The sequence below is a fragment of the Caldisericum sp. genome, from assembly GCA_022759145.1.
Taxonomy (GTDB): domain Bacteria; phylum Caldisericota; class Caldisericia; order Caldisericales; family Caldisericaceae; genus Caldisericum.
Genome location: JAEMPV010000114.1, coordinates 1 through 7730, shown reverse-complemented (window position 1 = coordinate 7730; position 7730 = coordinate 1). Strand labels below are relative to the sequence as shown.

6 protein-coding genes are annotated in these 7730 nt (G+C 34.0%); all 6 read right to left on the bottom strand.

Translation table 11 applies throughout. The features are described from left to right. Nucleotides 1-409: 409 nt before the first annotated feature. Genes cas1b through JHC30_06710 form a run of 6 tightly spaced genes read right to left on the bottom strand, consistent with a single transcriptional unit; the run spans nucleotide 410 to nucleotide 7672 of the window. Entirely contained in the window at nucleotides 410-1402 is a 993-nt protein-coding gene (gene cas1b, locus JHC30_06735; GenBank protein ID MCI4463846.1) for a type I-B CRISPR-associated endonuclease Cas1, read from the bottom strand. Continuing rightward, entirely contained in the window at nucleotides 1399-1902 is a 504-nt protein-coding gene (gene cas4 / locus JHC30_06730; GenBank protein ID MCI4463845.1) for a CRISPR-associated protein Cas4, read from the bottom strand. The genes cas1b and cas4 overlap by 4 nt, the downstream gene beginning before the upstream one ends. Beyond that, on the bottom strand, nucleotides 1896-4268 hold the full coding sequence (cas3, locus tag JHC30_06725) for a CRISPR-associated helicase Cas3' (protein ID MCI4463844.1): 2373 nt from the start codon (nucleotides 4266-4268) through the stop codon (nucleotides 1896-1898). Before cas3 ends, cas4 begins: the two co-directional genes overlap by 7 nt. Beyond that, nucleotides 4225-4929 carry a type I-B CRISPR-associated protein Cas5 gene (gene cas5b / locus JHC30_06720; protein MCI4463843.1) on the bottom strand — a complete coding sequence of 235 codons (705 nt, stop codon included), beginning with the start codon at nucleotides 4927-4929 and terminating at the stop codon, nucleotides 4225-4227. The genes cas3 and cas5b overlap by 44 nt, the downstream gene beginning before the upstream one ends. A gap of 6 nt (nucleotides 4930-4935) precedes the next feature. Next, nucleotides 4936-5886 (bottom strand): type I-B CRISPR-associated protein Cas7/Csh2, encoded by a 951-nt coding sequence (cas7b, locus tag JHC30_06715; GenBank protein ID MCI4463842.1) that lies wholly within the window; start codon nucleotides 5884-5886, stop codon nucleotides 4936-4938. 1 nt (nucleotide 5887) lies between these two features. Next, complete coding sequence (locus JHC30_06710) at nucleotides 5888-7672, bottom strand: TIGR02556 family CRISPR-associated protein (GenBank protein ID MCI4463841.1); 1785 nt, start codon at nucleotides 7670-7672, stop codon at nucleotides 5888-5890. Nucleotides 7673-7730: the final 58 nt, after the last annotated feature.

Sequence of the window (7730 nt, the reverse complement as noted above, 5' to 3'; positions counted from 1 at the left end):
TTTCTTCTTTTATATCATAAACAAGGATGAGGTACATTTAACACCTCTAAAGTAGGAGACTCCTCACTTCGTTCGGAGTGACAAATAATTGGAAGGGGAGAAAGACCCCTTCCCAGCTAACCCTAAAACGGCAGAAATTCTTTTGGGTAGAGTTAGAGGAGGGAACTTTTCCGCTTCCAATAAAACGAGGATATCCCTCACTTCGTTCGGGATGATAGAGGGGGAGGAGATTCCTCGCAAGATCGGCTCGGGATGACAGGGTAAAGAGGAAAGTCTTGATTCGTTTCTGAGTAACAGAATACGAGGATAGCTTTTACTTCGTTTGGTTTGATAGAGCATTGAGAATAGATTATCAATTCGCTTAATGTGATAGGGTTTTTTAGTAAGAATTACACAACATTCAATGCATTTACCACTCAGATATAAATGGTTCATAAACATTTTCGCCTATAATATGCTTCTCAATTTTATACAGTTCAAGCCTTATTAAAGTCCTGTAGGAAACATTTCTTCCAAGTGTTTTGTGGGAGATGGTTGAATTTAACCTCTCATCAAAAGCTTTAACAAATTCTTTTGCTCCATTTTCTGAAAGATATATCCCATTGAGTCTTTTATCAAAGAAATCAACACCAATAACTCCTCTGTTTACAAGAGAAAATATAACTCTATCAACAATTATTGGTTTAAATATCTCAGAAACATCCAGGTTTAATGAGAAACTTCTAAAGTTGCTTTCATGAAGGTATCCTATGCGAGGATCAAGGTGGGTCTTGTATATTTGTGAAAGAATGGTTGTATACATCAATGAGTTTCCAAAACTTATCAGGGCATTTATGGAGTCTTTCGGAGGGCGTCGAGTTCTTTTATCCATAAAGAATTGTGAATCTTTGAGTATTTCATTAAAACTATCATAATAGATTTCTCGAGATTTTCCTTCAAGGGCAAGAAGTGTAGGAATATCAACAATACTATCGAGATTGTCTTTAAGATTTCGAAGGTTCGCCAAAATGTTTTCAAGATTTACACCTCTATTGTTATAATACCTGACAACCTTTTCCATATTAGAAATACTTCCGAAAACAAACTTCTTTGCAAGAGATACACGTAAATTAGTATCAAGATAATGTCTTGCCTGTGACACAGTAATATAGCCAGAGTTGTAATGTTCTCTCGGATAGAAGCTTCCAACATAATATTCGTAATAGTTATAAAAGTGGAGAATTATTTCTTTCTGGGATAAAAACTCGAGAACATCCTTATTTAGTGTTATCTCTCCAAAAATATGTATTTCTTTTGTGTTTTCAACGGGGATAAATTTCCTTTCACCATCGTTTTCAAAGTAGATTGTGTTGTCTTTTCGGGCAAGTCTTCCGCTTTTAAATATGTAAATTATTTCATTCATGAGAAACAAAACTCCTTGTAAGCACAATTCTTGCAAAAAGGAATCTTTTCAAGCGGAGGAGGAAATGATTCGTTAGAAAGATTTTCAATTTCTTTTACAATCCTCTTAAGTTTTTCTTCATCTTCGGTTGTAAGTTCAACAAATTCCCTTCTTCTTTCTGTTGGAAACGACAAAATACCCTTAGAAGGAACTCCTAAATCTTTAAGAACCTTAAGATAATAAAGAAGTTGCATTTTTGCGATATCTTTCGACTTCGATGATTTCTTTATCTCGCCAACAACAATTTCTCCTTCCTTTGTCTTTATAAAATCTATCTGAACACTTTCGAGGTTTATCCTTTTTAAGTCCCTCTCATATGTTGTCTCATCAATAAGCCTTCCAATTTCAAGAAATGGATGGTCTTGAAAAGGTATAATCTTGTGGAGATGAAACCAGGCTTGCCTTTTACAGATCAGGTAACTTTCAATAAGCGTTCCAGAAACTTTTATATTATCTACCATATAGCATTTACCCCATTCGTTATAAAGCCCGTGTTTTTGTCGTAAAATTCGTTCAAAGAGTTCATCGAGACATAAGGAATACCATTAACAATTGGTGGACGGTTTTGGACGGTCGCTGGAACAGAAATTACATAAGAATAAAAATCTCTTTTAATTCTCTTGAATTCATTGTGCCTATCAAAACGGTTCTCAATAGAAAGAATATCTTCAAATTTTTTAAAGGCCTCTTTAGCAAAATCGTCAACCTCTACAAATACATCCATAACAGGATAAGTTTTCTCTATAATGCTAAATTCTGAAAGTCCGTCTTCACTATCATACTTTAACTTCTTAATAGCTTCTTCAATGATTTCAGAGATACCAGCTGTATCCTTTTTCTTTAAAATTAGATTCTCATATTCGTCAAAAACTTTGTATAACTCCTCCTCATAGAATGTTTTTCCTTTAATCAATTGTTCGGTTATCTCCAGCAAAACCTTATCGTAAATATATGAAGAATAAAATCTTTTTTCGTCCCTCAATTTCGTAACATACACGATACCTTGCTCTTTTATAAAGTTTCTGTTGCATCTTCCTGCAGATTGAATAACCGAATCCAGTGGAGCAAAATCACGCACAACAACATCAAAATCAATATCAACACCCGCCTCAACAATTTGTGTTGTTACAAGAAACCTGCATTTGCCTTGTTTAATTTCTTTAACTCTCTCAAGTCGTTCTTTTGGAATAACATGAGAAGAAAGAAAAGTAATATCTTGTTTTAGAACACGCTGAGACAAGAGCTCATAAAACTTTTTTGCTTCATCAATCGTGTTTAAAACAAACATATAGGATTTATCAGACTTTATTTCAAACTTTTCAAGAAATTCTTCCATATTTTGTATCCCAAAGTAAGTGTTAGCATCTAAAATATATCTGCTGCCAATCTTTGGTGCTTCTACGACATCTATTCCGTTAGAAAACAAAATTGGTTTGGTTGCAGTCATTATAATTGCGTAAGAATCAAGTTTTTCTAATGCTTCATGCAGAAGTTTATCAATAATTCGCCAGTACTGAAGTGGAATTGCCTGGACTTCGTCGAGAATAATTATGGAGTGGGAAAGTTTGTTAAACTTCATTAGCATCGAGTTCTTGTTTGAGATAAGAGTATGAAACAACTGGACAAATGTTGTAACTATAATATTGCTTTGCCATGTCTCCATAAGGATATCCGCTACACCTGTATCGTAAGATTTTTCCTCTGTTTTATAGGATATTTCGCTTAAATGGTGATGTTTTAACAACAAATCAGTGTTTATTTCCCCAAACTGCATTCTCAAAATATCCTCAATTGTTTGAGCGTTCTGGTCTATGATATTTATAAATGGAAGTGCGTAAATTATCCTGTAATAAAGGCTTTGCTCTGAAATAATCTTATTTCTCAAGATATTTGCAAGATTGAAACCAATGAGAGTTTTTCCAAGCCCAGTTGGAAGCGTAACAAAAAAGACCCTGGGTATAGGTTCTTTATTGATAATTTTTTGGAAGTTACGCTCTGCATCCCGAAAAACCTGTTCCCTTATTGTAGATATATCGCTTTCGTGTGGCAAGGTTTCTTTATACTTTTCTATAGAATCTTCTTTTACAACAAAGCTGTTAACAACAACTTCCTCCCTTACTGCAGCATCTACTTTGTCGCTTTCTAAAAGAGAAGAAAACATAAGATTAGTAAGAAAGTAATATTGAAATGGATTTGTTGAATTATGAGTTAATGATCTCAGGAAGCTTTTTAATTCAAGTCTTTTATTTCCAAATCTCTCTATAAAATTGAAAAGTTCCTGCTTGTCGAAATTAAGTTGTCCAAGATTCGGAGGTATTTCCTGATTGAGATTTTTTACAAGAGCATTTAATTTTTCGTTATCGATAGAATTTACAAGGTCTTTCAACTGCTCAAAATCACTTTGTGAAAGTTCATTCAAGAAATCGTCCAAATCAGAGTGATGGTCTTTTACAAGGATATAAGAAACAACTTTCAAAAAATTAAGGAGGTTAGTATCTATGTAAGAGCAATGCCTTTCTAAGTATTCAGAAACAAAATTAAAAGTTACAATTGATGAAAGAAGCGAGTGGTGCTTTTTGAAATCATCTACTTTTTTACCTTGAAGATAATCTTGAAAGTACTTCGTTGCCTTCCCAAAATCGTGTAAAAGCCCGATAAGATAAGAAGTATTTTTAATACATTCTACTTCCCCTTGTGTATATGGGGACCCTGCAATAAGAGAGCCCCCGACAGTCCTATAAGTATTACTTGCAACACTTAAAAGATGGTCTTCAAGGTATCTTTCAGGATGAGAGAAAAGACCCGAAGGATTTGAAGAAAATGACATTTTCATCTCCTACTTTCGAAAACTTTCCTTTTATAACTACTGGATTTCCTCCTTCGTCTAAAACAACATCCGTATACTTTTTTACCACTCTATTTTCGTCAATTACATGTGGTACCCTTTCCTTTATAAGTCTTTGCCCGACAACCTTTGGAACAATTGTTGCACTATCAAGTGGCACCACTGTTGAAACGCTTTCTTCGCCTTCCAAATCGCTTGATGGTACCACATCAACGAAATTAAAATTTGCGAAGAGTTCGCTTATGCCGAGATAGGGTATAAAGACAGAACGATGTTCTTTTAAAAGAGAAACAAGATCTGATCTTAGAGGTTCATTTAAATTTCTTACATAGATCCTGTAGTGAGGGTCTTTAATAAACTCTGTGGGAATTTGTGTTCTTTTAAGCAAAATAAAATTTCTGCCCTTAGTATTCATGTAATTAAGGCTAAACCTTATCTTTTTTATCGGCGAGCGTATTGAAATTGCAACCTCAGCATCTTTCAATTTGTAAACAAGATCATCCTTGTGTATTCCAAGAATTGCGCCAATAATACCAATAGATGCAGTAGGGGGAGGGAATGGATAAGTAAGAATAGATGTATTTGTGTAAAATTTTCTAAAAAGCGCTAAATCACCAAAAACATCAAAAATTATAGTCTCCATATCCCATTAAAAGTCAAAGTCTTTAACCACAAATCCAGAGTCTTTTAAAACTTTTGAAAGAGAGGTTTCGTTTCCTTCATACACAAACCTTATCAAATCGCCCTCTTTTAGTCTGATATAGTCGATCTTTTCTTTGTATTTTTTTAGAAGTGCAACAAGATCTGTTACATCAATTTTGTAGTCATCAGGACTCCTCAATGCTTCGTCTTCTTTATCGGATATAAGTTTAAGAGTTTTCTCAAGGTCACCTATATGGAATGTATCATCTTTATAGACAACCTCAAACAAAAGGCGAGGAGATTGTGCTTTTGATGTTGTAAATAACGCCTTTGTTCCTTCCCACATTGCTTCATACATAAGATTTACATCATCCATTGTAAGCCCTATGTTCTCAATTTTTGCAACTTTTTCATTTACAAGCCCTGAAAAACAGATCAAAGAATATGGTAGAACATATTTCTCTGTGAATGTTCCTGCCTGTTTTCCTTCACCGCCTGGCATAACGGTTGTTCCTTTTACAAATTCAAGTTTCACTCTGTGAAGAGATTTTCCAAATTTAAACTGAACTGGTCCTGTAACGGAAAGATTGTTTTCGCCTCCACTCTCTTCATCCTTTGACTTTCCTTTGTTTTCAATTGCAAAAGTAGAGCCAAAAAGCCTTAAATCTATACAATCTTCAAGTGCTTTTCTTGGATTGTTGCCGTAATCCTTTTCGACTCTTGCCTTTTTGCTAACCCTGTTACCTTTGTCGTCTTTCTCTTCAAAGATAAAAACATTCTTGCCTTTGTAATCTTTCAAGTAATCTCTGATAGTTCTTTTCAACCTTACATCTGTTACATAGTTAATGCCTGTTTCTTCATCAATTCTTGGTTTGTTTTCATCATTGGGGTCACCATTTGGGTTTGCAAATGTTACATCATAGAGAAATAAAATTTCCCTTCTTTTAATTTCGTCCATATTAAGCCTCCTTTAAAGATTTTAATATTTCCCACTTTAAATTCATTCCGAGCGTAAAGAAGAAGTTCATTTCAGGCACACTCATCTTAAAATTATCTCCACCCATAAGCAAATAGTAAGAAGCCTCTTCTAAAAAATCCTTTGCCTTAGGAAGGGCATCATACTCTTCGAGTTTTGCCTGGACTTTGGTTAGAAGCTCTTTAAAATCTTTTTCAGTCATTTTAAGGCTCTTAAGGTACTTCAAGAATGGTTTACTGCCTCTCAAATCCTCCTGAACCTCAAGAAGAGTTTCTGTCGCTGCGCCTAAAAGGATAAGTCCCTTTTTCACAGGATCATTGAGTCCCTCAAACTTTTTAAAGAATGCATCGAACTTCCGTTCTTCCATTTTGACCTCCTTTAAATCTATTATGTTCAACTCTTTTAAAAACAAATAAACTATAAATGCATCGACAGTCTTAAAGTAGAAGAAACTTTTTTCTCCTGAATGTTCTTTAAGGAATTCTTCCCTTATGCCCTTCATAAGGTAATCAAAAAGAAACACTTTATCTATTTTCTTATCTTTGAAAATCTTGTCTACAATATCGAGGAAATACTTATCAAGATCCGGATTTGATTTTTGCGAATCGCTTTTAAAGAAAAACTCACGTATGTAGCCAAAGGTAAATTGTTTACCATCATAGCCAGAGATATTCTTTGTTATTTCATCCACTTTTCTTTTTGCTTCAAATATCCTATTGAGTCGTGAAGGAAGAACATCCTGAATAAAAGCAAGAATCTTTTCTGCTTTGTTTTGCTTTTCTATAAAAAGAAAATTCAAACTGAATGTATCGCTTTCCTTTGAGAGCATTTCTAAAATTTCCCTTTCATCATCAGTTATCCTTTCTAAACTCTTCGTATCAATTTTACTTTCCTGCTCGCTTAAGATATCAATTAACTCTTCAAATATTTTTTCATCTCCTGAAATATTCTGGGGAATAAGTCTATATCGCAAACCTTTTACAAATGTATAATTGAGTTTATCTTCAATAAATCTTTTGCCTGTTTCAAGATCACGGATACAATCTTTACAGATAGGAAAGTTTTTATAAGAATCGCTCTTAGAAAAGTTGTTTAAAAAACCCTCTTTATCGAGATTAAAAAATGAGTAAGGGAATACTCCTCCATAAACTTCTCCAGATTTACCGCAAATACTACACACCCCATTACCCTTAAATCTTTCCTCTTTTCCTCTCACTTTTTCTAAGAAGTAGTCTAAAAACTCTATTTTGTCAACCAGATATTTTTCACCATTCTGCTCTTCAAAGGTTATTGTCAAAAGATAAGTTCCTTTTTCTTTAGACTTTTCATCTATACTTTTCCTAATATCGTTCTCAGATTCAGTAAGAGCGTTGTATACATTCTCAAAGAACTTTCTTTCTTCATCTGATAGTTCTTTATTTGATTTAGCTTCTTTAAAGAATTTAAGAATTTTATTGCCAAAGGTATCTTTGTCTGTAATCTGTGCGGTAGGTGAAGGATAAAGTGCATTTCCACCAGAACTTTTATACAAAACTTTATAGCAGGTGTCACTCTTTAGATCTTCAAGCTCAACTCTATCAAAAGTGTACGAGGAATCTTTCCCTTGCTTCAGAACAATTTTCAGTAACTTCTGCTTTCTTTTATCATCCTGGGTAGGTTTGTAGATATTTTGTATCAACTCAACGATTTGTGGATCTTTATCGTCGGAAGTCTTGTCCTTAATCCTTTTCCTTTCAATCTGTCCAATCTTTGCAATCGCCTCTATCATATTTTCCTCCTTTAACTTTATTATAGTATTTTGCTATTTTTCCTCCCATACATCCCAC